Consider the following 25,517-nt stretch of genomic DNA (forward strand, 5'->3'; position numbering starts at 1 on the left):
CAAAGTTTCGCGCAGAGGAACGCAGAGGTTTAATGTATGCCGCAAAAGGGATCGCGTTCTTTATCAACTTCATTAGGTTGCAATTCTAATTCAGCACGGTAAACACATCCTTCTTCTTTGAGGCATTCTTGATTTTGTGATGTCCAGTAAGGGACTTCACCGGCGTGCATTCTTAGAATACCTCGATCGTCGAGAGTTACACGATATTGGCAAGGATAATCTGTGGTTACATCTGGTTTGCTGAGTGCGCCAATTCTTATCCATTTTTTGCTGTTGGTTTCGGCATCTGTTTGATAAACATAGAAGGTGTGCTGGCCAGTTTGTGGGAATGGAGGTAAGGGATTACTAATTAACCCAATTCCTGGTTGCGTCACCCCATCGCGCAAATAATGAAATTTGTGAAACGTTTTACTACCATCATTTCCGACTTCAAATACAAGATGATAGGCATCTGGTTGATCGACAGTTGCTGACTCAATCACGTTAACGGCAATATCACCATCATTTAAATTTTTATTGAAGCCTTCCACAGCAATATTCCAGTTCAATTTACCATCAGCAAATAGCGCTGAAGTTTCTGAAACTACCGATTCTAAATCAATACCAGAAATATCAATCAAATAATGGGGGTTTCCTTGACAAAGCAATACGTTAAATTCGAGGGTTTGGTCAATCTCAAACTGGACTTTGATTTTTTTCAGAAATTCTACTTCTGGCATTTCCAGTTGATTCATCAGGTTTTTGCCGTCAAAGCTTCCCCATAGTCGTAAATCTCCCTCTTCGTAATCTTGACGGTAGATAATATTAGTTAATTGTATCCCTTGCCAATGAGTACGAACTTTAGCAACAGTTTCCCAAGGTGCGAGTTGATAAAGTTCTTGTCCAGCTTTGAATATAGTTAGTAAATCGTTACTTTGTGTTTTGCGTTTGAAGTTGCAGGGCAAATAATAAAACAGGTTTTTGACATCAATTTCTAGCTGGTTGGCTCCCTTACGCAACAAGCTTTTAGACTCTTCTGGATCGAATCTCAATCTTCGTAACTTTTCGGCATAGCAAGCACCGGCAGAAGTAGCTAGCTTGGTAAATTCCAACACAAAGGTAATCCGTTCTGGATTCCAGACAAAATATGGAGATTTACTAAATTCTTGGTAGATTTGGCGCTGCACTATGTCTAAATTACAAGTTTTACCAGACAAAATTAACCAATCAACTTTTTGGGAATTCCAAGAATCTTTGGTGAGATCGTCGGAACGCAAACGACTTTCCATTAATCCTTTGGCAATTCCGATCGCTTCTTTAATTCCTGAAGCGGCGGCTCGTTCAAATTGTTGGTTGTCTAGGGTAACACAGATGTTATTTGGATCTTTGACTTGCAATTTAATGGCGCTTTGGGTAAGCAATTCGGAAATTTGCTGCTCAGAAAGTGTAAAGGTTAATAGAGAATTCTCTGTTGGTGGCTTTTGCCCAAGTTTGAGTTTAGCTGCTTCTGCATAATCCCAAAGAATATAAAAGGATTGCAGACGTTGAGGTGCTTGTTGCCAACGGGTGGGTAATACTTTATCGGCAGTATCTAAGGCATCTTTGTAAGCAATATCGCCTTCTGGATTCTCTTTATCTAGGCATTTTAAAAGACTGCCAGTTTTAAATTTGCCTTGTTCTAAAAAACGCTCGTTTAACTCGGAGTTAATTAAATCTTCTAACTTTTCGTTTTCTAGGTCGCCTATTGTGACTGCTGTCAACAAAAAGTCTGCGATCGCAACTTTTAATAATCTGAAAATTCGCAGTGTAATTAATTCACCGCCTAGCTGTAAATGACCGGATGAACCTAATAATTTGGGGGTAAGTTTATAGTAACGTCCTCCTAAACCCCGGTCTTCATAATCGGCAAAACTAGGAGTTTTATCTTCTAAAGTCAGTTCAATTAAAGCTAAGTCTGTGGTTCCCCCGCCAATATCCAAAACGAGGACATTTTGCGACCATTTGTTTCCTACTTGGCGACAACGGGTTTTGAATGACTCGATTCCAATGTTGAGATTACCGCCAAATTCTCGCCATAAAAAGAATATTGCTACAGAAACGGCTTCATCATAAGCAGTTTGGACATCATCGATTCCCAACTGCTCAACTAATTCCCTAACTTCCTTACGAACAACTGGTGGGGCGACTGTTGGGTAGGTGACAACTGCTGTTAAAAAATCTCCTTCCGAAAATCTGCGTCGTGCGTGTTGGCGGTAGTCTTCAGTTAACTCGATTAAATGCGCCCAAGCAGATTGGATTAACTGATTAGCGGTAATTGTTTCTTCTTCGCCATCCAAAATAACTGAAAACGATCGCTCCTGGCCAAAATAGCGTTTGGGTGAATGGTGAAACCTGCTGATAATTTCCTTTAAAGAACCGCTTGTACCTTGAGCGATCGCTTTTTTTCGGTTATCTCTAGCCTCCCTACCCATCCGCAGTTTTAAATCCTCTAAGTGTGAAATTTCCGACTCGCTGGGAATTTCCGTATCGCGGCGATCGATATCCAGCACAACTGGGATCAGATTTTGCGACTCTAGGGTAGGGACGCGGAACACCTCATGATAAATTTGGTAAAGTTTTTTGCTAACAGCCCGGCGGAACCTTTCGCTGTTCCCTAAAGAAAGTTCAATTTGGCGAATTGCTTCCAAAAATCGCTCTTTATTATCACTTTCAAACACTTCGCTCAATCGGCTGGGTTCTATCTCCAAATTTTTGCTAATTTCTGTGATAAACTTCGCCCAATCATCAGTGCTGACATCCGGTAAAGCTACGGAGGCAGGAGAACTAAGCCATTGCGATAAGCGATCGCGCAACCGCATTTCTTGCTCTTTGGGTAAAATTTCTGCGATCGGTACTTCAATTGGATCGAAAAGTGTGACTGTGGAATTCGATGTACCAAAATCTAAAGCAAACCATCCCGGAAATCTTTTTTGTTGTTTCTCGCTTGGTTCGCGATCGCTATAGTTATTCAATTGGAAAGGGTTCATTATAGTATTCACTTTCTGTTGTTTATTTTATAGCTGGCTAAAAACTGTAATGTTCTATCATAAAATTACAAATTTAGAGAATCTTTGGTCTTGTACCATTGATTCTCTTTAGCACTGGCTTTTTTATTTGGCGCGATATCTACGTTGGGCTACGCTTTTATATAGAAAGGACGTAAGCGTAGTCCAAACTAGACATCGCTATGAAAATTGCAGCAGTTATTAAGTTGATGTTGAAGATTCTTGCTCATCTGTAACTTTTACTTGTTCGACTTGTTCGATAGTTAAATTAAATAACTGGGCAACCTCTTCTATAGAAATACCATAAGCTAAACACCGAGGTATAAGTTCACGTTTTACTTCTTCTCGTCCTTGTTGTAGTCCTTGTTCTCGTATTTCTTCTAGTGCTTGTTTTAGTCCTTCTTGTCGTCCTTCTTCTTTAGCTTCTCGATAAACCCTAGTTTTTTGTAACGTAATTTCAAACACCACCTCTACCTCTTCACTACTTAAGTTTGCAATTTGATAACCAGTAATTGTTGTGATTACTCAGCTGCAAGTCTTACTTGTTCGATGGTTAAATTAAGTAATTGGGCAACCTCTTCCATCGACATACCAAGAGCTAAGAACTGAGGTACAAGTTCAAGTTTTGCTTGTTCTCGCCCTTGTTGTAGTCCTTGCTGTAATCCTTGTTCTCGCCCTATTTCTACTCCTTGTTCTAGTCCTTCTTGTTTAGCTTCTTGATAAACTCTAGTTTCTTCTAACTTAACTCCTAACATTGCTTCTACCTCTTCACGACTTAAGTTTGCGAATTTATAAACTGCAATTGTTGTGATTACATCTATTATCTCCTTCTTAGCCAAAACAGTTATCTGCTCTTGTTGCACCCGCTCAATTAAACGTTTCGCTTCCCGAACCATTTGAGTCTCTGAGGCAATAGTCAACAGCATCAAACTGATACCTACTTTGTATTCATCAGGACTACCTAACTCATCTAAATAAATTCGTTGTACTTGAGAACTGTTCAGTAACGATCTATGAATAGTGGTTTTTTCTGGTTCCAAGCTGCGAGACTGTAAAATAATTACCCCGTACCAGTCATCGTAAAGCGACGGATTGCGATACATATACAGCAAGGATTCTGAGAAAAAGCGATGGTACAGTAACTCATCTCTTTGGAATTGTACCTCAGCAAAAAAGATTATCTGAGATGTTGCATCTGGTGGAGGTAAAAATACCCCATCAATCCGAAATGTTGGTTCTTTAACTTCAACTGATTCAAAGCGATAGCTAGCAGCTTCTGCTGGTGGCTGTTCTACTAACTCGAAAAACAATTCTGGGACACGCTTGAAAATTGTATAAAAAATCGCATCACGTCTCATAAATACATCCTCATATCTCGACGCGATCGCGTCATCTCAAATCCAAATCGTCTGAGGGAGAAACAGCCGCAATTTCAGCAATAATTTGCAACCAAGTCGGAATTTGGATCTCAGATGGCAATTCCCCAGCTGCCAAATATCTTAGCAAAGTTTCTTTTTTGGAAAAGTTTTGCAGGCTAGGAATAATTTGATCCAAAATACCTTCTAGTTCGGAATTAATTTGCTGATTAACTTCGCTAACATACTGCACAAGATGCAGACTGGCGCTAGCTGTAATTTCATCTCGCAGTCGCAGTACTAAAAGTTGGTGATTGCTCGATTTGGCGAAGGCTTGGCTTTTCTCTGGTGCCCAATCAAAGATTTGACCAACGTTGTGTTTATCGTCTTGACGTGCTAAAGGAAAGATAATTTCGGGTGCAACGGTTTTGTCTTTACTACTGATTTCAGCGATAATTGCTTCTTTCCATTCGTTAGGATCGCATCCTAGTAATAATTTGTAAAAGAGATCGGCATCTTCAAAACCAAATTTTTCTTCGATTTCTTGCTCCATTTCTGGGTGGAAAAATGCCTGCAATTGTTCGCGTTCTGGGGCTATATGATTTGATAATTGGTTCAACAAATCTACCACGGCTTGCTGGATGCGATCGCGGGCAAAATCTTCTACTTCTTTAACGGTTTTCTCAAATACTGGATAAAAATCATCACTCTTAGTCGGAAGAGAAGTATTTACGCGGTTTCCCCGATCGAATAATTTCCCAGCTGCACCTTTAGATTCTGCCAGAGCGATCGCTCCATTATTGGCTTTGTTGAAGAGTAAAGTCCATTGATTCCAATTGAGGATTCTAAAAGTGAGTTCGTCTTTTACTACATCGCTGACAACAACACCGCGCCGATCTTTGAGTGGTTCTTTCCCGATATCTTTTTGAAAATTTCTGTAGATTTTATCTAAGCTTTCGACCAAAAAACGCAATTCGATAAAAGCGGGACTATCGCCTGTGGGGATACCTTGCTCGTGAATTTCATCTATGATATCTTTCAAGCGATCTTGTTGCTGACTGACCACATCAGCAGCTCTTTTGGTATCTTCATACAGTTGCTTCAGACCATGAGTAGCTACGTGGGTTTGAATCAATTCCCGCAGCTTACTAAGTCCACCATCTTGACTAAAGTAACCCAACTGTCTGCCCAAATAGCTACGGGTGTTAGATTCTATCAGCCGTTCACTTAATAGCTCCCATTTCTGTTGTAGCCGTTTAGACCGATCTAAATAATCAGGATAGTCCAAGTTAGCTAAAAAGTCTGGCGAACCAGCTTTGACTTTACTAGAACGTTTTGCCAATTCAGCTAATCCCAACAGTGGCGACAGTAAAACGATGCGGTCTTTTTGGGTTGTAAATGCTGCTGCACCGTCAATGGTAGTTTGCAGAACTTTGAGTTTTTGGAGAACCGTTTCCTCTTCTAAATGGCTATCTTCAATCAGATGATCGAGTTCTCTTTCGCCACCCTCGCTGTCTAGAGGTAGTTGATCGAAACGACCCACACCGACGAGAATTAAATCTTTCAGGTCTTGTCCCGGTCGCTGCTGTTGCATCATGGTGAAGATTTTATTGGCGCGATCGCTTCCGGGAGATTTACCATTTAGCAATACCAAAATTGTCTGTACTTCTGCCAATTCCCGCAATGACAAAAAGGTATCTCTAGCCCCAGAATTAGCAGCCCCCAATCCCGGAAAGTCGATGAGAATAAATTTAGCTGCGTCTGCAAAATCCCAAATTTCCCGTGAGATTTTCACATCAATATCGACGCGGCGTATCAGTGGGAAACTGTTTTGCAATAACTTTGTTGGTAGCCTCTGGGGTGGACTCGGTAATCTGATGTGCGCTGGGGGTAGATCCTCGAATTTCAGAGTTTGGATTGCCATTGGCTGCTCGACTAGCTGTAGCCCCTCGCGGGCAGTCACCGGATCAATTTGGTAGTGCCCACCACACATAACCTCCCCATAAGCTTGATAAGCCCGCAGGAATAATACCAACTCTCGGAGTAAATAACGTAGCTCTAAATTGCTACTGCTATTCCATGCTTCTTCACACCAGCCAATAATATCTGTGGCAGAGTTGAGTTTCGATACTGGTATCGGAGGAAGCCCTGCTGCTGTTGTTCGTTTATTGGCTTCCCCTAGCATGAAGCGGAGACACTCGTGTACTCCCTCATGGGAAAGATACTCTACCGTAAAGTTACTTAATTGCGTTGTTGCAAAATCGTCTTGCGGGATAATATGTATGGCGGTAACATTACCTGTAGTGGGGTTTTCACTGACTGGTAAAGCATCTGCATATCCAATTAGACTGCCTAAAAGTAAGGTTTTTCCACTACTAAATTCTCCCATCACCCCAATTTTGACAGGCGAAGTTGCCAGGTCTACAGTTTTCTGGGCAGCCGATCGCAAACGCAGGAGACAGTCATCAAGACTAGCTGGAACCCAATCTTCTTGTTTAGAAGGGTACTGGGGCACAGAATCTATCTTTCGGAGGATGAATTCGCCGTACTCCTTAAAACGGCCCAGTTTATCTGGTTCCATAAAGTAGTTTCCGCCTAACATTAATTTCTGTGAGCTTTATAACATATAAAATGCGATTACCAGGCATTGTTACAACCAGTTGATATCACATTTAGCATTTCTCTCATTTAATTTGTGATTTTGCTATAGCCATCGAGATTTGTTCTCTTTTTATTGGCGTACTTTTCTACAAGATGCTGCGCGTACCCTACGAGAAAGCAAGTTACATGTAGTGTCTCGTAGAGAGACAGTTCGTCATCACCTAGATCGATCGTCACTCAGATAAGATTGCTATATAAGGCATTTTGACTAGTCAAGACAATTTTGAAAAATTGGGTTTTGTTGACAACAATCAAAAATAATACATTCATCATTATCCCAAATTAAAAATAAATAGGGTTGGTTTTTATACCCCTAATTAAATCAAATCTGCTGGATACAGCTGTAGCTATCAAACTTTTTTATACTCCATTATTTTAAGCAAGATAGAGCCATCAGCCAGATTTTAATTCATGCTGAATTCTTCTTGATAAAAAATCAATATTTATTTTGGATGAAATTCTTGATTATTGTAAATTTATTATAAAGATGTAAATGCCTTGCAGAAAATCATATAGTTTACGTAAAGCTAAATCAGGTTTTTCAGCAATGCAATTACATAGCTAAGATGAATTTCTCAGTGATTTCAAAAAGAAACAAAGTCAAACAAGCTCTCTGATATATATAGTTTAAATTTCACACAAAATGCTGAAGTTAATCTTAATGATAACTTCAGCATTTTTTCAATTTATTTACACTAAAAGAGGAATTACTGCATATATAAAAATAAATAAAGTATTAAGATTGTTAGTAGATTGGCATAAACAAGATTATATCCATGTATTAAGAAATTGTATTTTCAGCATATTACCTTAATAATTTAGGCAGAGCAGGCAGGCAAAAGTGTTTTCTAAAAAGGTGCAGAGCTACGTTAAGCAAATCATAGTTGAAGAGGATGAAAAAGTATTCTGTCAGCAGGCGGATATTGCTCCTCTGATGATTTGGATGTCTGGATGTAATGCACTTTACTGTTACTTCAATTCTAATTGGCTGAAATTTACTGGAATACATCTCACAAAAGCCGCATCTGCATCTGCGCGAGCAAAAGAAATAAGCAATATTTGGACTGGCAGCGTCCATCCAGAAGATATACAGCGATGTGAAGATATATACCTGAGAGCATTTGCGACGTATGATTCCTTTCAGAGGCAATATCGCCTGCGTCGAGCTGATGGTGAGTATCGCTGGATTTTAGATACAGCCGCGCCACGATTTGCGGCAGATGGTAGCTTTGTCGGTTACATCGGTTATTGTATCGATCTAACAGAAGTGCCGATCGGAATCGGTCAATTTTCCCTAACAGAAAACAGCTCCCTATCGACAAATTCCTCTTGTCGCTTACGTAAAATTACAGATAGAGAACGGGCAACAGAATTAGCAAAAGCATTGGAGCAACTGCAAGCGGAAATTAGCAAACGCCAAGCAATTGAAGCAGAGTTACGCCAAAAAACCTCAGAATTTGCCGCGATTTTGCAAGTACTTCCTGATTCCTACTTTCGCATTGATGCTGCTGGAAGTATTCTGGATTACAAGCAAGGGAAGATGGAGACTCTGTATATTTTACCAGAAGATTGTCAGGGCAAGAGTTTGCGAGAATGCTTACCGACTGCTGTAAGCGATCGCTTCCATCAAGCAATAAATCAAGTACTTGAAACTCAATATGAAGTCAGTTTTGAATATACCTTACCGCAACCAGGAAAAAACAATAATTTTGCAGCTAGGTTATTACCATTACCAGACCAGCAAATTATAGTTCTTGTCCGCGACACCAGCGACAACATCCAAGCAGCTTTAATAGAAAATGATGCCAAGTTCCGCAGCATTGTAGAAAATGCCAACAACGTTATTTTTGCACTGACACTTGAAGGGATATTTTCCTACGTTTCTCCTAACTGGACTGAAATTTTTGGGCATGAGATTGCAGAGGTTGAAGGCAAATCTTTTGTTCCCTTTATACATCCTGACGATGTGCATATTTGTGTCGATTATTTTCAAAGAATTTTGACAACAAGCGAAAAACAAAAAGCAATTGAATATCGAGTCCAACACAAAAATGGTAGTTGGCGATGGCATACAAGCAACTCATCTGCGATTAAAGACGCTAATGGCAATATTTTGTACTTCGTTGGTATTTGCTATGACACCACTGACCGTAAAGAAGCAGAAGTAGCTCTAGCAGAACGAGCGCTTTTAGCAAATTTTCGTGCCGATGTCGATGCGGCATTGACCCAGAGTGACAGCTTACAGAATATGATGCGCCGCTGCACTGACGCCTTAGTTGAACATCTTGATGCAGCCTTTGCTCGCATCTGGACGCTAAACGAACAAGACAATGTATTAGAGTTGCAAGTCAGTTCTGGGATGTACACCCATATTAATGGGCCCCATAAATGTGTGCCAGTCGGTCAATTCAAAATTGGTTTGATTGCCGAAGAGGGCAAACCCCACTTAACTAATTCTGTGCAAACAGATCCCCACGTTGGTAACAAAGAGTGGGCACAGCGAGAGGGTATGGTCGCCTTCGCTGGCTATCCCTTGATTGTTGAAGATGAAACTGTAGGGGTGATAGCCATGTTTGCCCGCCATACAGTAACAGAATCAACTTTCAAAGCCTTGGAATTTGCCGCTCAAGAGATTGCCATTGGCATCAAGCGCAAACAAACAGAAATTGCACTCAGAGAAAGCGTCCAGCGGGAAACATTGCTCAATCGTCTTTCTAGCCAAATTCGAGCTTCTTTGGATCTCAATTACATTGTGGAAACCGCAGTACAGGAGATTCGCAACTTATTCCAGATCGATCGCTGCGTCTTCTTTTGGTATCGGCAAGACGCTGATGTACCATACTGGGAAAGAGTTTATGAGGCGAAAAGTTCCTTTTTACCGTGTCTACTTAACCAACAAGAAGCAACTCATGCCGAAATCAAACTAATTGCAGCTAAAACCTTGAACGGAGAAATCATCCGCATTGATGATACTAAGACTGTGGGCGATTCCATAGCACAGCAATTTTTGCAGGATTTTGGTTTTACTGCCTTTATGGCCTTGCCTGTACACACTCAATCTGGTGAAATTGCTGCATTTAGCTGTGGTTATTGTAGTGGCTTTCGTCCTTGGCAGAACAACGAAGTAGAATTACTACAAGCAGTTACAGTGCAACTAGCGATCGCCATTGACCAAGCTAAACTTTACACCCAAAGTCGCATTACCGCCCAAACTGCCCAAGACAAAGCCCAGCAACTAGAAGCAGCACTGCTAGAACTTCAACAAACTCAAACGCAACTGATTCAAACTGAAAAAATGTCCAGTTTAGGACAATTGGTTGCAGGTATTGCCCACGAAATCAATAATCCCGTCAATTTCATCTACGGCAATATTAGCCACGCCAGTGAATATACTAAAGATTTGCTGCACTTAGTAGAACTTTATCAACAGAGCTACTATCCACCAACACCAGAGATCGATCGACAAATCAATACGATTGATTTGGAATTTCTCAAGCAAGATTTACCCAAAATTCTGGAGTCGATGAAGATGGGATCTGAACGCATTCGGCAGATTGTCCTATCTTTACGCAATTTTTCTCGCCTTGATGAAGACGGTACAAAAGCAGTAGATATTCATGAAGGGATGGATAGCACTTTACTGCTATTGCAAAATCGCCTCAAAGCCAAACCAGGACATCCCGAAATCCAAGTAATTCGAGACTACGGCAATCTACCACCAGTAGTCTGTCACGCCGGACAGATGAATCAGGTGTTTATGAATGTGTTGACAAATGCGATCGATGCTTTAGAAGAGTCATACTCTGCGGGAAGGCGAAGCGCCCATGTCAATAGTCATACCCTGCAAAAAGGTGAAGTGCCTATGTCATTAGTAAACAACACCGAACAAAAGACAAATGAACGGCAGTTGCTTCTCCTGTCAAAGACGCGGCGCGTAGCTTGCTTAAGAGCAGAGGTGCAAGCCGCCAAACCCGTCCAACGCACTATCTCTCAAGAACAAATCACTTTTCCACAAATTTACATTCGCAGCTTCATTCAAGAAGACCATGTAATCATTAGCATTGCTGACAATGGCCCAGGGATGAATGAAGAAGTACGCAAACGCTTATTTGACCCCTTCTTCACGACAAAACCTGTAGGTAAAGGTACAGGTATGGGATTATCAATTAGCTACCAAATTTTAGTCCAAAAACACGGTGGAAAGATCCAGTGTATTTCAGCACCAGGAGAAGGAGCCGAGTTTGTTGTAATGATTCCACTAAAGCAAGAACCCTCAACCTAGATATCACACAATAGAGATAAAAGTGAAAAAATGTAGAGACGTAACGGTGTTACGTCTTTAGAAGGGTTCTGAATAACGCATATTTAATTTCTAGAGATACCTAATCTTAATCTAAACTTAATCAAAACTTAACCTAATAGTTGTTAACTAAGATCAACTCACTTTTTGCTGCAACATTTTAACCCCCTCAATAACCTAAAATTTACAGGAATTGAGGGGATTATTTATTCTAATATAGGGAATTAGATTTGAAAAACGTTGTAATGGTAGTACTATCTTTGCGTAGGCATAGGCAATCCAGACAATGTACACAATGAACTGCACCTACGCACCGAACAAAAAATATCTGAGTACAAGTAAAATAGAAGGCTGGGATGATACAACCCGAAAGTCAAAATAGTATCACCTACACACGCGTTATCCACCTAAGTCATGTAATTGACATAGATATTCCCCAATGGTCAGGAGATCCCACAGTAGAATTTGAAACTGTGGCTGAACTAAATAATGATGGCTATTACTTGCGGCGTTTCTCTTTAGGGGAACATAGTGCTACCCATATCAACGCCCCTAATAGTTTTCATAGTTCTGCTGTGGGAATTGACCAATATCCAGCCCAGTCTTTAATTGTACCTGCGGTGGTTATAAACGTTTGCCAAGCTACAGCAGTTAATCCTGATTATGCCTTGAGTGTTGCTGATGTTTTGGCTTGGGAAGCAGAATATGGTGAAATTTCTGCTGGCTGCGTAGTTATATTGAATACTGGTTGGCAAAAAAAGTGGTTGGATAAAAGTGCATTCCTCAATCATGATGCTCAAGGGATTCCCCACTTCCCCGGATTTGGCAGCGATGCAACTCAATTTTTACTTGATGAACGGCAAATAGTTGGGGTAGGAATTGATACTCATGGTGTAGACCCCGGACAGGATAACAGTTTTGCGATTAACCGCTTGGTATTGGAAAAACCGCGCATTGTGTTGGAAAATCTCACAAATTTGGATCAACTGCCACCGAAAGGTACTACTCTAGCGATCGCACCTCTAAGATTACGTGGTGGTTCTGGTTCGCCCGTGGGCGTGTTGGCCTTCGTGCCTTAATTTTTATATCGATATTTGCTTATCGCGTCAATTTCCTAAACTTGAGGATAACCTAGAAAGCAAGCAAACTTAATACACAAGTTTCAGTGGATCATCGGAGATTTTCAAAATGACAACTCCGCTATCTTGCCGTAATTATATAGACGGTCAATGGTTGAGTGCTGTAGGAGAAGCAACCCTAGAAAGTCGCAACCCTGCCGACAAAACCGAAGTGGTGGCCACATTTCCCCGTTCCCAAGTTAAAGATGTAGATACAGCGGTAGCCGCCGCCCGTCAAGCTTACCACAGTTGGCGCAAAGTCCCAGCCCCAGCGAGGGCAGAATACATCTTTCGCGTTGGGGAAATATTACTCCAGCATAAAGAAGAACTTGCTCAGTTAATCAGTCGGGAAATGGGTAAACCCTTGACGGAAGCCAGGGGAGATGTTCAAGAAGGAATTGACTGCGCCTTTTATAGTGCTGGCGAAGGACGGCGACTATTTGGGCAAACTACACCCTCGGAAATGTCCAATAAATTCGCCATGACAGTGCGGATGCCTATCGGAGTCTGTGCCTTAATTACTCCTTGGAATTTTCCGGTGGCAATTCCTTGCTGGAAAGCTATGCCAGCTTTGGTTTGTGGCAATACAGTTATTCTCAAACCTGCTGAAGATACTTCCGCCTGTGCAACTAAATTGATTGAGATTTTTCAACAAGCAGGTTTACCACCAGGAGTAATTAACTTGGTGCATGGTGTGGGAGAGGAGGCGGGGAAAGCTTTAGTTGAGCATCCCAATGTTGATTTAGTATCGTTTACCGGTTCCTCAGAAACAGGTGCTTTTGTCGGCGCGACTTGCGGACGCACTCACAAGCGTGTCTGTTTGGAAATGGGTGGTAAAAACGCTCAAATAGTGATGGAAGATGCCGATTTAGAACTTGCTCTCGATGGCGCAGTGTGGGGAGCATTTGGGACAACTGGGCAACGGTGTACGGCTACCAGTCGGCTGATTTTGCATCGTGATATCAAGGAAAAATTTACGGCGATGCTTTATGAGCGTACCAGTAAGTTACGCTTGGGTGCTGGCACTGACTCTGATACAGATATTGGCCCGATAATCAATGAAAAGCAACTCCAACAGGTGAGTAAATATTTAGATATCGCTCGTGAGGAAGGAGCAAAGGTTTTAATTGGTGGAGAAATTGCTAGTGAAGGCTCATTAAAAAACGGTTACTTCTTTCAACCAACTATTTTGGATAATGTAACTCCTGATATGCGCGTCGCTCGTGAAGAGATATTTGGGCCAGTGGTGGCATTAATTGAGGTTAGCTCCTTTGAGGATGCGATCGCAATTCTCAACGATAGCAATTATGGTCTTTCTTCTTCAGTTTACACCCGCGATATCAATCGGGCTTTTACTGCTATGCGCGACATCGAAGCAGGTATCACTTATATTAACGGCCCGACTATTGGTGCAGAGGTACACTTACCCTTTGGTGGCGTGAAACAAACCGGTAACGGACACCGCGAAGCTGGAACTACTGCAATGGATGTTTTCACAGAATGGAAAAGTGTCTATGTTGACTTCTCTGGAAGTTTGCAACGCGCTCAGATAGATAATCGTAGTTAATTATCTGCAAATACACCTCAGATAATTAACTACCTCTGGCTGTGCGAAAGTTTAAGCCAGGGGTATTTCATAAGACTTCTTGGCATTTGTCGGGGTAAAGGTGAAGGGGAAAAGGGTAAAGAAACTCAAAATCCTTTCCCTTTACCCTTTACCCTGAGAGTTGCAAAAATATATTTTTGCAAGAGACTCCATGAGCGGAACTCACAAGGAACAATAAAAATATCTCTTTCCCAATCCCCAGTCCCCAGTCCCCAGTCCCCAGTCCCTATTTTTAAGGCAGTTCTATAGTAAATTTGGGTCAATTCCTTGTTGTTGTAATTTAGCTAAAAGTTCTTGAAACTGCTGCTGAGTTTGTTCTAGCTGTTGTTGCTGTTGTGCGTTTACCTCTTCTGGAGTTTGGTATCTGTTACCATCTTGGTCATACCAAAACAGCCATTCTCGTGTTCTTCCTTGATAAGTACCCTGTTCTCGTCCAATCCCTAAACCAATTTCGCTCATCCAAATTTGATCGCCGAGTTGTAAAGTGTACTTACCTTCAACTAAGCGATAAACTTCTAAACGTTGACGCTTACGACGTAGCCGCGTTGGTGCATAAATGACGTAATATAAAATGCCTAATTGAGCATAGTCTATTTTCTTTTGTTCGTATTCGCCATTGTAGGTTTGAGAAACCACTTCTAAAGCTAAAATGGGCGCAATTCCTTCTTCTTCCCAGAAAACGTAACTAGAACGTCCGTTTTCTCCAACAAAACGTTCAACACCTAAACTCAAAAACCCATCGGGGACTATAGCAGGTTGTAATGGTGTATAGTAAATTCCCATATTGATACCGAAAAACCAGTCATCACGGGTTTGCCAAATCGAGGCTAAGATGGCTAACAATAAATTAGGAATTAATATTTGTAGTTCGTTATCCACAGGGGTATCATCAGAATCTCGTAATTCCGCCGATGAAGGTAGGCAGTCTAAGGGATTGTAATTATACATACAGCACTTTTCGATTCATTAACCAAATCAAATAATCTGCTTTAATACAAGATAGCCACTATTTCGCATACCTGCTATGTCCGCCGACTACCTGACACCAGAACAACGTGCATTCATATCCCGATGTCGAGAAAAATGGCAACACATTGGACTATCTACCGAACCCATCAACCAACAACAGGCTACGAATGCAGTTCGAGCAATATATACTGCACTCGAACTCACTGAACCTGAAATAATTATCGTTGATAGCCCTAACGCTGGGTTCGAGTACATCTGGAATTTGCTCAAAGTTGATTCTCAGACAATTCTGGGTAATGCTATAGATAGTTCCCACTGGAGTAAAATCTACAGTAAGTTGCAATCATATTTGCTCGCGCGATTACCCGTTGATTTACAAACAAATTTACATTCTTTGTTTGACAATCATCTAGCAAATGAATATGCCAAATTACTCCAAGAACAGTTAGAAATACAATGGGGAGATGTTTTGGAGGAACATTTTGGTAAACGCAATAGCCAGTTGATTAAAAATATATTCTCTTCTTGTCGCAAACCGGAAACTTTAATTGCAGGATGCAGTTATTTTGACTTTTGTATTCAGAGTTTCAACTACCAGCAATTTGAAAACCAACTATTCATTTTAGAAGATTTTGTTAAAAATTGCGGCTGGACTTTATTCTTTCAAAATATCGCGATTATTTCCAACCATTGCACTACAATTAATATTGATAGCAACAACCATCTCCACGGCGAAGATACACCTGCCGTAGGCTTTGCAGATGATTATAGCCTGAATGCACATCACGGTAAAATAACTCTACAACGAAACCGTAAACTCGACGATATCACCTGGACAAAGATATTTGAAAAAATGAACGCAGTCGAAATTGACTCTTGGGAAGAATACAAATTGTTACGTACCGTTGAAGAAAAAATTAATGTCCGGCCTAAGCAGTTCCTTAAAGTAACAAATCCGCATACGGGAGAAGTGCGAGTTTTTGGAGTGTCTATGCGGTTCACATCTGCTATTGAGGCGGCACGCTGGGTAAACCAACGCAAAACTTAGGAATCATGAGTGAGAATAAGCTATTTAATAATTATTTCTTGTTCGACAAAGTTGTTCGACAAATTCAAAAAAATTTAAATTAAAGCTGATGCCAATACTGTGTTTGATTACCATTTCCCAAACACTGGCAATACTTAAGCAATTATCATTATTTTCAATTTGGTCTCGCAAGTTATTACTAATTCTTGGGTGCTTTCAGCCGCGCTAGTAGCGACTGTCAAATTTCAGAGTCAAGCGTTGGCGTAGCTCGCCGCAGGCATCGCTCTTTAACACGATTTTTTCAGATTAGATGCAGAGTTGACGGGAGTGACTACAGGGTTGACGAAAGTCACTACAGAGTTGACGGGAGTGACTACAGGGTTGACAAAAGTCACTACAGGGTTAACGAGAGTGACTACAGGGTTGACGGGAGTGACTACAGGGTTGACGAAAGTCACTACAGAGTTGACGGGAGTGACTACAGGGTTGACGGGAGTCACTACAGAGTTGATGGGAGTGACTTCAAGGTTGGTTTTTGTTTGGTGCGATCGCTTAATTATAAAACTGATTGCCAGCAAAGCAATCTCTGAGCATTGCGTTGGCTAGCAAATACCGCAGGCATCGCTGTTTGATGCCATTTTTTCAGATTAAACATATTGAGGCGGCATAAACCCAGCTTGGTACAAAAATCTTTATCGGAATCAACTGACGTACAGTTTTTAACTGCCCATTTTGTTTGTCAGTAGACATCGCTTACAGAAGTTTGGGATAATATCTAAGGATATTCAGTCGGTAGCTTGAAATATCTATGACTAGTAAGGAAGAATTAAGAAGTGTTGCTTCAGAAATTACATTATTTAATAATATTGAGGAAAAAGAAACGTTTTTATTTGTGATAGGGGCGTTATTTTCGAGAGTTATTAGTTTGAAAAAAGCCGCAGAAATGATGGAAATAGAGCCTGATGTATTTCTTAAACTATTAGATTTGATGGGGCTGGAATTTTCCTACTTGACTGAAGAAGATATCGCTATAGAGAAGGATTGGTAAGGTGTGTAAAGGTTGTTTTTAACTCTTCTCCATTAATCTTTTTATCGCGCCTGGAATTTCTCGATATTTTTCTAGATTCCTCTGATGAGTTTTATTTGCCAAATTTTGTTGCAGAAGAAATTAGTGCTAAATCTGATGCAGCGAGTCAGCAGGTAAAAGCTTTAATTGATTCCGATAAAATATTAGTCAAAGAAATTCAATTACTTTCCTTAGCCAATCGCCTAAATATGCGACTAGGGAGAGGAGAATCAGAAGCCATTGCTTTAGGCACTGAATTACAAACAGATTACATAATTTTAGATGACTTCGCAGCTAGAAAAGAAGCAACTCGACTAGGATTAAATGTTAAGGGAACCTTAGCAGTCATCAAGAAACTTCAGGTAGATGGCAAAATTACCATTAGTAGCACAGAACAATTGTATCAAGACATCCTGGCAATGAATTTCAGAGTCAAGCGATCGCTGTTTGATGCCATTTTCTCAGATTAGCTCTGCGATCGCCTAATTATAAAACTCATTGCCAGCAAAGCAATCTCTGAAAAGTGCGATCGCTCTTGAACACCATTTTTTCAGACTAGATGCAGAGTTCGTCTTTGTTTAGTGCGATCGCTTAATTATAAAAACTCATTGCCAGCAAAGCAATCTTTGAGTGTTGCGTTGGCTAGCAAATACCGCAGGCATCGCTTTTTGATGCTGTCATAAATTAATATTTATCTCCAGATTATTGCTAAATTTAAAGTAAATCCTGGTAAAATATCTTCACCTAATAATTCTTTTGGATGTTCTAATATTTCCACTGGTTGACCAAGACGGTAGATTTCTACCTGACGTAATTTTGAATTAATTAACCAACCTAATTTAACCCCATTATCGATATATTCCTGCATTTTATCTTGGGTTTCTTTCAAAGAATCGCTGGGTGACATTAACTCTAAAACGAAGTCTGGTGCAATAGGTGGAAACTTCTCTTGCTCTTCAGGTGTAAGTGTATCCCATCGTTCTTTTCTAATCCAAGCGACATCAGGAGAACGGTTTGCACCATTAGGCAATTTAAAGCAAGTGGAAGAATCGAAGCAAATTCCTAGTTGAGTTTGACGATTCCAAATCACAAAATCTGCCGCAATTTCAATATTACGATTTCCAGTCTCTCCGCCTGTGGGTGGCATGATTAGAAGTTCTCCCCTTGCATTGCGTTCAAATTTGATTTCAGGGTTTTCACGACACAACTGATAAAATTGATTGTCGGTGAGTTGGATGATGGGGTTTAAGTTGATGGCGATCGCTGTCATAGTAACTATATTGGGGATGACATCAAAATTTAATGAAGCTTTTTACTACAAACTAATTGTATCAAGACATCTTAGCAATGAATTTCAGAGTCAAGCGTAGGCGTAGCCCAACCCAGGCATCGCTCTTTAACACCATTTTTCAGACCAGATGCAGGGTTCGTCTTTGTTTAGTGCGAATTGCTTAATTATAAAAACTCATTCCCAGCAAAGCAATCTCCGATCATTGCGATCGCTCTTGAACACCATTTTTTCAGACTAGATGCAGGGTTCGTCTTTGTTTGGTGCGATCGCTTAATTATAAAAACTCATTGCCACCAAAGCAATCTTTGAAAAGAGCGATCGCTCCTGAACACCATTTTTTAGACTAGATGTAGGGTTCGTCTTTGTTTTGTGCGATCGCTTAATTATAAAAACTCATTGGCAGTAAAGCAATCTCCGATCATTGCGATCGCTCTTTGATGCCATTTTTTCAGATTAGCTCTGCGATCGCCTAATTATAAAAACTCATTGCCAGCAAAGCAATCTCCGATCATTGCGATCGCTCTTTGATGCCATTTTCTCAGATTAGCTCTGCGATCGCTTAATTATAAAAACTCATTACCAGCAAAGCAATCTTTGAGTGTTGCTCGCTCTGACAAATAAATCTTTTTGTTTTGCCCATAGACGCAAAGAAGACCGCAAAACAACTACTTTTAGTTGAATAATAATGTAGACAAAGTTTGCAAAAAGTTGCATTGCAGGATTGGTTAGAAGTAAAAACGGAACCCCAAAGTATTCACTTAGCTGGTTCTGGTGGTAAATCAGGGTAGGCAGGAAAATCGTTTTCGTATTTTGCCTTATCCCAATTTATAGCAGATTTAACTTGCTCAGAAGTAAGGTTTCTAACATAGCTGAGGTCGGCACCGCTGAGGTCAGCAATGCTGAGGTTGGCATCGCTGAGGTCGGCACCGCTGAGGTCGGCACTGCTGAGGTTGGCACTGATGAGGTAGGCACTGCTGAGGTGGGCACCGATGAGGTTGGCACTGCTGAAGTCGGCATCGCTGAGGTTGGCACTGCTAAGGTAGGCACCGCTGAGGTCGGCACCCCTCAGGTTGGCACTGCTGAGGTTGGCATCGCTGAGGTAAGCACTGCTGAGGTTGGCACCCCTCAGGTTGGCACTGATGAGATTGGCACTGCTGAGGTTGGCACTGCTGAGGTTGGCACTGCTGAGGTTGGCACTGATGAGGTTGGCATCGCTGAGGTTGGCACTGCTGAGGTTGGCACTGCTGAGGTTGGCACTGCTGAAGTCGGCATCGCTGAGGTTGGCACCGATGAGGTTGGCACTGCTGAGGTCGGCACTGCTGAAGTCGGCACCGCGGAGGTAGGCACTGCTGAGGTTGGCACCGCTGAGGTTGGCACCGCTGAGGTTGGCACTCATGAGGTTGGCACCGCTGAGGTTGGCACCGATGAGGTTGGCACCGCTGAGGTTGGCACCGCTGAAATCTTTACTACTTAGACTCTCACGAGCTTGGACTAGTTTTTCAAGTGCTTGAATTCTTGCGTCACTATTCTTCTTTTCTCTAGCAGCATCAACAGTTTGCCAAAGTTGGTTTATCCTAATCTGTTTCTCAATAACTATACCCACATATATTGATAAACCCAGCGGGATAATTAAGAAAAAAGCAATTGACTGAAAGCGATTATTCCGTCTTTGTCTGACACTAGTTTGAATAAACTCAATAGCTAAGTCAGATAATCTTAAGTTTTCAGTTTGTTGTTTATGCAAATCTTCTGCTTCTCTCAACCGCTTGCCCTGAAGCAGATAATCTTTCGCCTTTCCCCTATCTCGCCATTCAATAGCTGCCGCTTCAATTTTTCGCTTTTGTCGCAGTATATCCCGACTTTCCTCAATCCATTTGCGTAATAGCAACCAATGGCGAATTAGTGCTTCATGTGCCACATCTACCACAGCAATTTGATTAGATAAGGTACTGGTGACAACTAGTTTCTCATCAGCTAACCGTTGAATTATTCTATTAATCACAACTTCTGGATGCTGTGAAGTAACTAAATCTTGTTGCAAAACCTGTCTACGCGTATCTTCTGTTCCTTCTCCCAACTGCGTCAATTCTAAAAAAATCTGCTTTGTTGCTTGCTGTTCCTCAAGTGATAATGACTCATAAACTTGTGTAGCGCGTGTTTGCAGGGTTCCCCTGACTCCGCCTAGTTTGCCATATGTAGTCAGGGTTAACCGTTCTTCAGTTCTTTGCTTCCACAGTTCTGTCAACGTGTACTGCAACAACGGTAAACTCCCCGGTGAATTTTCTACATCTGCAATCATTTGAGAAACTAATTCTGGTTCTACTGCTAAGTTCACCTGTTCAGCAGGTTTGAGAATTGCTGTTTCTAATTCCTCCCGATTCATTGGTGTTACTGTTACTAAACGCTCTTGAATCTTCTTAGCTAGTCCGCCATACTCTTGTTCCAGACATTTACCAAAAAAATCAGCCCGCATTGTGATTATTAGGCAGAGTTTATTGTCATCCCGTTGTAAAGCACCTAGCACACATTCAAAAAACTGCTGTCGTTTTGTAATGTCTTGACATTGAGTAAAAGCTTCTTCAAATTGGTCTATCACTAGCACTACGCGCTGAGTTTGTGCAGCAGTAATCAACTGTCGTAAACCAACTGCGCCTTTGGCAATTAATTCTTCTGCTTTGGCTAATTGAGATGCGCGTTCAATATCTGATAATTCTGATTCTACAAATGCCAGTGCTAAATTTTGTAAGGGATTAATCCCCGGTCGAAATATTTTCAACTGCCAAGTATCGCTACCAGATAACTTGCGTCCTAACTTTAATTGATAAAGTAAACCGGCTCTGACAACACTAGATTTGCCACTTCCTGATGCTCCCAACACAGCGAGGAAATTACCCGATCGCACTTTTTCTAATAATTCATCAGTTAACGCAGTTCTGCCATAAAATAATTTGGCATCTGCTTCTGTGCAATCAAAATAAGACAACCCTTTGTAAGGGCAAATAGCTGATATCTGTACTGTGGAGTCAACAACAGAGGAATTCCATTTGCGGGTGAAATTAATTGCTTCACCAGAGTTAGCAAAAATGGGACGCTGGGGAAACGGGTGATGTTCTTGATTGAGCAAGTCTACTAAGGTGTAGTTACTTACCCAACGGTCTTGTTTTGGTTCCAAACCTTGAAGCAGTGCGGCGGTGAGAACGCTGTGTTGGCTATTAATCTCTTCAAAAGCTACTTCAAAATCACGAGAAGCCGCAATAAAACACCTGTCTCTGCCTTTACCGCGATCGCCTGGATCTGCCTCTGCAAAATTTAGCACTTCTCCGCTATAGCAGCAATCCAAAATCACAATTTGTTGTCTGACTTCACTTTCTTGCAGCAGTCGCCGCAGCCATTGGAGAGATAGTCCCCAATTCCCCGCATCGGGGTTGACTTCACTCGTCGCTAAAAAGCCTTCCTGAATCCCTAGATTTTTCCGCAATCCATGACCAGAAAAATACAGCAGCGCTGTATCTGGCGGCTTCCCATCTGGCTTAAACAATTGGACGATCGCTTTTTCTAACTGAGTTAAACTAACTTTAGTTTGCTTACCAATGCGAATTGTCTGGTTTTCCTTATCTTTGACTGCTGGTAGCCGCGTTACTTGAAATTCACCATATTGTTGTAAAATTTGAGCGATCGCTTCACCATCGGCAGCAGGCGCATTAAGACTCTTTAAGCGGTCATACGTATTAATTCCCACCACCAAAGCGTCTCGACTCATCCTGCAAAGCCCTATGATAGTTGTGCCGAATTATTTCCAGCTTCTACAAGAAATTTACCGCATTTTCCGTAAAATTTTGTAGAGTTGCACAGCTGCCATAGGTGTCAACTTAAGCTAAAACTCCTTTAAAACCTCGTTTCCAGCCTCTGGCTGGAAATGCTACTCCTGGCGGCTCTGCCGCGAGTTTAGGAGGCGGAGCCTCAATGAAGGACATTCCTAGTCGGAGACTAGGAACGAGACAATTTGCTAAAAGCTGATTCTCATCTGGCTTTCACGTTAAGTTGACACCAATGCACAGCTGCACTACCGTACACGCAATTCTTTTAGGCGAGATTTATCCCATGACTCAACTCACACCTATTCAGTTAGAAGATGGCACTATTATTTACATTGAAGCCACAAATAACGTAGATGCACCACCAGTCATTACCGAAGTTTCTCCAGAGGGAGAAGAAGAAGCGCTAATTGATAAGGGATGGAATGCTGATGCTGCACAAAAACAGATAGTCCAAAATTTCCAAGCAATTGAAGGTACAATTCGGGCTTACACTGTTTATTCACTCAATGCTTTTAAGAAAATCCCTGTTGCCAATATTGATAAAGTCACTCTAGAATTTGGGATCAAAGTTGGCGGTGAAGCAGGTATACCTTACATAACTAAAGGCACGGCTGAAAGTAATCTGAAGGTAACGGTAGAGTGTTCATTTCCTGACCAACCGGAAAAACAAACTCAGCAATCATGAGTCAAAGTATTGACGCAGCCAAAATTTCGATTATTATTCCGGCTATTAATGAAGCGGGGAATATTAAAAAAGCCATTGCTACTACTCAAGCCAGTACAAATATAGAAGTGATTGTAGTCGATGGTGGCTCTAGTGATGATACTGTAGCGATCGCTCAATCTTTAAATGTCAAAGTTATTTCATCATCTCCCGGTCGTGCTGTGCAAATGAACGCGGGTGCTGTAGCGGCTAACGGTGAGATTCTGCTGTTTCTCCATGCGGATACCCGTTTACCAACTGGGTTTGATGAGATGATTCGCACAGCGCTACAACAACCTGGGATTGTAGCTGGTGCTTTTAAGTTGCGGATTGATGCGTCACTTTTAAGTTTACGATGGGTGGAGTGGGGAGTAAATGTGCGATCGCATTTTTATCAAATGCCCTATGGCGACCAAGCAATTTTTTTAACCAAGGAAGCATTTCAAAAAATAGGCAGTTTTCCCGAATTGCCTATCATGGAGGACTTTGAACTTATGCGTCGTTTAAAACGCATCGGACGCATTGTAATTATTCCCACACCAGTTGTTACCTCAGCGCGTAGATGGTTGCAAAAAGGAGTATTAAAAACTACGCTACTTAATCAGATAGTAATTATTGCTTATTTACTCGGCGTTTCACCTGAGCGAATTTGTAGCTGGTATCGCCGAGAAAAATTTAAAAGGCTTTAAGCTGTTTATCATCTAAGTAGTATATCTTAGGGGCATTGGATTTGAGGTGTAAATTTTAAATTTGAGCCTCAAAAGGTCAACGTTGAGCCTCAGAAGGTCAACATTGAGCCTCAGAAGGTCAAAGTCGAGCTTCAGAAGGTCAACATCGAGCTTCAGAAGGTCAAAGTCGAGCCTCAAAAGGTCAACATTGAGCCTCAGAAGGTCAACATCGAGCCTCAAAAGGTCAACGTTGAGCCTCAGAAGGTCAACATTGAGCTTCAAAAGGTCAACATTGAGCCTCTGAGGGTGAAACTTATAAAAATGAACAAGCGTTTATTAAATTCCAAACTCAAACTGCTACTCCTAAGTTGCCTGATTGTCACTCTCATAATTGCCGCTAAACAGTTCAACTTTCAGGGACTTTTACAAACCTTAGTCATTTGGGTTCACAGTCTTGGTGCTTTAGGCCCCATCGCTTACATAGTTATTTTCAACTTGGCAACATTGCTGTTTATACCCGGTTCCCTCCTAACCCTCAAAGGTGGTTGTCTGTTTGGAGTATTTTGGGGATCGATATATGTGCTAATTGCTGCAACACTCGGAGCAACCTTGGCTTTTATTATTGGACGCTACCTCTCACGAAATTGGGTTTCTCGACAAATGGAAAAACATCCTAAATTTAAAGCAATTGATTTAGCAGTTGCTAAAGAAGGATGGAAAATTGTTTTGCTAACTCGTCTTTCACCTATATTTCCCTTCAATTTATTAAATTATGCTTTTGGGATAACACAGGTTTCTCTCAAAGACTATATATTAGGTTCCTTCGGTATTATTCCCGGTACTGTGATGTACGTTTATATTGGTTCTTTAGCTGGTAATCTTGCCACGATTAACACCTCTCATCAACCAATTACTCCAGAAACTCAAGTCTGGCAATGGATAATGCGAGTAGTTGGGTTGATTGCTACCGTTGCTGTAACTGTATATATCACAAAAGTTGCTCAGAAAGCATTAGCTCAAAGTGTGGCAGTAGAAGAAATCACAACCCATGAAAAAACTAATAATCATTCAGATATTTAAAAGTATTAATACCAGAAACTTCCTGAAGTTTTTTCGCCTCAGTATATTAATATTACTAATATTGGCAAGTAGTTTCTCATTAAATACAGACCCAGCTTTAGCACAAGAATCGGTAACTTTAAATTCTTTCAATCCCCAAGCAATTTTACGCGAAGCCTTGCAGTGGATTGATAGCCTGGGCGCAGTAGGAGGCATAGCTTTTATTGCTATTTATATTATTGCTACCGTTGCTTTTTTCCCAGGTTCTATTCTCACCTTGGGAGCTGGTGTGATTTTTGGTGCAGTTTGGGGTTCTCTTTACGTGTTTATCGGTGCAACCCTTGGCGCTACTGCTGCTTTTCTCGTCGGACGTTATTTAGCAAGGAGTTGGGTTGCTGGTAAAATCGCAGATAACAAAAAATTTGCCGCCATTGACCAAGCGGTAGGTAGAGAAGGATTAAAAATTGTCCTGTTAACGCGACTGTCCCCAATATTTCCTTTCAATTTGTTGAACTATGCTTTTGGCATCACGGGAGTTTCACTTCAAGATTACTTCATCGGCTCTCTAGGGATGATTCCTGGAACCATTATGTATGTTTATATTGGTTCCCTTGCAGGTAATCTTGCCATGATTGGCACTGAGGCTCAACCTACCAACCCGACTTTACAATGGGCAATTCGCATCTTGGGTTTGATTGCTACAGTAGCTGTGACAGTTTATGTAACCCGGATTGCGCGCAAAGCTTTAGAAGAAAAATTATAAGGGTGGACAGATGCTTTCGCTATCTTTGGTAATCTTCATATATTACAAAATAAATTGCGGAAAATGGGATAACAACTGAACAAAGGAAAG

At 41.3% G+C, this 25,517-nt stretch carries 19 protein-coding genes; 10 read left to right on the forward strand and 9 right to left on the reverse strand.

From position 1 onward, the window contains the following. Positions 1-29: 29 nt before the first annotated feature. The 4 genes from RMY32_RS24450 to RMY32_RS24465 all read right to left on the reverse strand — a co-directional run bounded on the left by RMY32_RS24450 (position 30) and on the right by RMY32_RS24465 (position 6,959). Entirely contained in the window at positions 30-3,005 is a 2,976-nt protein-coding gene (locus RMY32_RS24450; protein ID WP_322714086.1) for a molecular chaperone, read from the reverse strand. 219 nt (positions 3,006-3,224) lie between these two features. Next, entirely contained in the window at positions 3,225-3,491 is a 267-nt protein-coding gene (locus tag RMY32_RS24455) for a hypothetical protein (protein WP_409883900.1), read from the reverse strand. Positions 3,492-3,544: 53 nt separating this feature from the next. Then, complete coding sequence (locus tag RMY32_RS24460; RefSeq protein WP_322714088.1) at positions 3,545-4,381, reverse strand: Rpn family recombination-promoting nuclease/putative transposase; 837 nt, start codon at positions 4,379-4,381, stop codon at positions 3,545-3,547. A gap of 31 nt (positions 4,382-4,412) precedes the next feature. Beyond that, the gene (locus RMY32_RS24465; protein WP_322714089.1) at positions 4,413-6,959 is read right to left on the reverse strand and encodes a proteasome protein; all 2,547 of its coding nucleotides are present in this window, start codon (positions 6,957-6,959) and stop codon (positions 4,413-4,415) included. Between the two features lie 921 nt (positions 6,960-7,880). On the opposite strand from RMY32_RS24465, the gene RMY32_RS24470 reads away from it, so the two are divergent. From RMY32_RS24470 to RMY32_RS24480, 3 genes are all read left to right on the forward strand, one after another. Further along, on the forward strand, positions 7,881-11,321 hold the full coding sequence (locus RMY32_RS24470; RefSeq protein WP_322714090.1) for a PAS domain S-box protein: 3,441 nt from the start codon (positions 7,881-7,883) through the stop codon (positions 11,319-11,321). Between the two features lie 374 nt (positions 11,322-11,695). After that, entirely contained in the window at positions 11,696-12,418 is a 723-nt protein-coding gene (locus tag RMY32_RS24475) for a cyclase family protein (protein WP_322714091.1), read from the forward strand. Positions 12,419-12,527: 109 nt separating this feature from the next. Continuing rightward, positions 12,528-14,024, forward strand: coding sequence for an aldehyde dehydrogenase family protein (locus RMY32_RS24480; protein WP_322714092.1), 1,497 nt, complete (start codon positions 12,528-12,530; stop codon positions 14,022-14,024). A 282-nt stretch (positions 14,025-14,306) separates the two neighbouring features. Here the strand turns inward: RMY32_RS24480 and RMY32_RS24485 are convergent, their stop codons facing one another. Then, entirely contained in the window at positions 14,307-15,011 is a 705-nt protein-coding gene (locus RMY32_RS24485) for a Uma2 family endonuclease (RefSeq protein ID WP_322714093.1), read from the reverse strand. Between the two features lie 76 nt (positions 15,012-15,087). Here RMY32_RS24485 and RMY32_RS24490 point away from each other — a divergent pair, with 76 nt between their 5' ends. Continuing rightward, complete coding sequence (locus RMY32_RS24490) at positions 15,088-16,080, forward strand: DUF6745 domain-containing protein (protein WP_322714094.1); 993 nt, start codon at positions 15,088-15,090, stop codon at positions 16,078-16,080. A gap of 266 nt (positions 16,081-16,346) precedes the next feature. Here the strand turns inward: RMY32_RS24490 and RMY32_RS24495 are convergent, their stop codons facing one another. Further along, positions 16,347-16,637: a hypothetical protein gene (locus RMY32_RS24495; RefSeq protein ID WP_322714095.1), complete on the reverse strand. Its 291-nt coding sequence runs from the start codon at positions 16,635-16,637 to the stop codon at positions 16,347-16,349. A gap of 230 nt (positions 16,638-16,867) precedes the next feature. Here RMY32_RS24495 and RMY32_RS24500 point away from each other — a divergent pair, with 230 nt between their 5' ends. Both RMY32_RS24500 and RMY32_RS24505 read left to right on the forward strand, forming a co-directional pair. Further along, complete coding sequence (locus tag RMY32_RS24500) at positions 16,868-17,107, forward strand: hypothetical protein (protein ID WP_322661888.1); 240 nt, start codon at positions 16,868-16,870, stop codon at positions 17,105-17,107. Positions 17,108-17,202: 95 nt separating this feature from the next. Then, the gene (locus tag RMY32_RS24505) at positions 17,203-17,595 is read left to right on the forward strand and encodes a DUF3368 domain-containing protein (RefSeq protein ID WP_322714096.1); all 393 of its coding nucleotides are present in this window, start codon (positions 17,203-17,205) and stop codon (positions 17,593-17,595) included. A gap of 221 nt (positions 17,596-17,816) precedes the next feature. Here RMY32_RS24505 and RMY32_RS24510 read toward each other — a convergent pair whose 3' ends face one another. Then, entirely contained in the window at positions 17,817-18,395 is a 579-nt protein-coding gene (locus RMY32_RS24510) for a Uma2 family endonuclease (RefSeq protein WP_322714097.1), read from the reverse strand. A gap of 775 nt (positions 18,396-19,170) precedes the next feature. Continuing rightward, complete coding sequence (locus tag RMY32_RS24515; RefSeq protein ID WP_322714098.1) at positions 19,171-22,176, reverse strand: pentapeptide repeat-containing protein; 3,006 nt, start codon at positions 22,174-22,176, stop codon at positions 19,171-19,173. 290 nt (positions 22,177-22,466) lie between these two features. Here RMY32_RS24515 and RMY32_RS24520 point away from each other — a divergent pair, with 290 nt between their 5' ends. Both RMY32_RS24520 and RMY32_RS24525 read left to right on the forward strand, forming a co-directional pair. After that, the gene (locus tag RMY32_RS24520; RefSeq protein WP_322714099.1) at positions 22,467-22,919 is read left to right on the forward strand and encodes a CU044_2847 family protein; all 453 of its coding nucleotides are present in this window, start codon (positions 22,467-22,469) and stop codon (positions 22,917-22,919) included. Continuing rightward, positions 22,916-23,626 (forward strand): TIGR04283 family arsenosugar biosynthesis glycosyltransferase, encoded by a 711-nt coding sequence (locus RMY32_RS24525; RefSeq protein WP_322714100.1) that lies wholly within the window; start codon positions 22,916-22,918, stop codon positions 23,624-23,626. Before RMY32_RS24520 ends, RMY32_RS24525 begins: the two co-directional genes overlap by 4 nt. A 12-nt stretch (positions 23,627-23,638) precedes the next feature. Here the strand turns inward: RMY32_RS24525 and RMY32_RS24530 are convergent, their stop codons facing one another. Continuing rightward, positions 23,639-23,887 carry a hypothetical protein gene (locus RMY32_RS24530; protein WP_322714101.1) on the reverse strand — a complete coding sequence of 83 codons (249 nt, stop codon included), beginning with the start codon at positions 23,885-23,887 and terminating at the stop codon, positions 23,639-23,641. A gap of 39 nt (positions 23,888-23,926) precedes the next feature. On the opposite strand from RMY32_RS24530, the gene RMY32_RS24535 reads away from it, so the two are divergent. Together RMY32_RS24535 and RMY32_RS24540 are read left to right on the forward strand one after the other, a co-directional pair. After that, positions 23,927-24,685, forward strand: coding sequence for a TVP38/TMEM64 family protein (locus RMY32_RS24535; protein WP_322714102.1), 759 nt, complete (start codon positions 23,927-23,929; stop codon positions 24,683-24,685). Continuing rightward, positions 24,654-25,427 (forward strand): TVP38/TMEM64 family protein, encoded by a 774-nt coding sequence (locus RMY32_RS24540; RefSeq protein WP_322714103.1) that lies wholly within the window; start codon positions 24,654-24,656, stop codon positions 25,425-25,427. Before RMY32_RS24535 ends, RMY32_RS24540 begins: the two co-directional genes overlap by 32 nt. Positions 25,428-25,517: the final 90 nt, after the last annotated feature.

The organism is Nostoc sp. ChiSLP03a (assembly GCF_034531215.2).
Lineage (GTDB): Bacteria > Cyanobacteriota > Cyanobacteriia > Cyanobacteriales > Nostocaceae > Nostoc.